The sequence below is a fragment of the Campylobacter sp. BCW_6466 genome (assembly GCF_001762835.1).
Classification (GTDB): Bacteria; Campylobacterota; Campylobacteria; order Campylobacterales; family Campylobacteraceae; genus Campylobacter_D; species Campylobacter_D jejuni.
In genome coordinates this window covers 1-1,144 of record NZ_MJXO01000035.1, presented here as the reverse complement: position 1 = coordinate 1,144, position 1,144 = coordinate 1, and the positions used below count along the sequence as shown (strand labels likewise).

1 pseudogene is annotated in these 1,144 nt (G+C 33.4%); it reads right to left on the bottom strand.

Going from position 1 to position 1,144, the window contains the following annotated elements:
• Nucleotides 1-1,144 (bottom strand): annotated as a pseudogene (locus AJ887_RS10185) (hypothetical protein); the annotation flags it as partial.

Sequence of the window (1,144 nt, the reverse complement as noted above, 5' to 3'; positions counted from 1 at the left end):
CCTGCTTCTATAGTTCCTTTATTTGTAAGGGTTTCTATCTTGTTGCCATCACCTATGAAGATAGCATTGCCGTTTTGATTTTTGATTAGGCCTGTGTTTTCAAAATTTTTAATAGTGGAGCTTGTTTGAAGCCAACTTTGAATGAATATTGCTCCTGATAATTGTTTGGCTCCAGATGTTCCTTCTATAGTACCACTGTTTTTAAAATTATCTATAGTAGTGCTTGATATATTTATACCTACTCTTCCTGAAAGAATACCTGAGTTATCAAAATTTGTTATAGTAGAGCCAGAAAGATTAACTCCAGAGCTAGCAAACATAGCCCCATTAGGCCCTCCTGGATCTTTTCTTCCATCGCCTTTTAAGGTTCCGCTATTGATAAACGTTTGGATTGTAGAACTGCCAATATATATTGCTTGCGTATCCCAGTTATTTACATTTTGATTGCTGGTTTGAATAGTACCACTATTATTAAGAGTTTGTACGCTTGAATTATTTATGCTTATACCTCTATGTCCTTCGCTTTTAATGTTTCCATTATTGGTAATGGTTTTAACATCAGTATGAGTAAACTGGACAGCTTCTTTATTTGTTGAACTTATAACTCCAGTATTGTTAAAATTATTAATCGTGGATTTATTATTAGCACCGCCTTCGAAAAAAACTCCTTGATTTTTATCAAAAGCTGTTATAGTTCCACTGTTATTAAACTGATCCACAGTGAGAATTCCTGAGTTTTTATTTCCCCAAACTCCCATATAAATTTGACCATTAACTTGACCTTTATTTTCAAAGGTATTGACAGTGATGGCTCCTGTGAGGTTATCTTGGCTATTTTGTATGGCTACTTTACCATTGATGGTTCCATTATTGGTAAGATTAGCAAGAGTAAGAGTATTGCCATTGTTAGTAGAAGCATAAATAATATTACCCGTATTACCTATACTACCTAAAGTTCCACCTGATTGAATTATTATGGTATGTGGACCTTGATCGGTAGTTTCTATTTTGTCATCATGAGAACCGTTTATAGTCGTATCAATTTTAGCTTGAGCATTATATACATCTGTTGCTGATCTAACTTTAGTATTTTTATGAACTTCATCATAAGTTTTTATTTCAGAATTTAATGTAGCATTAGCAC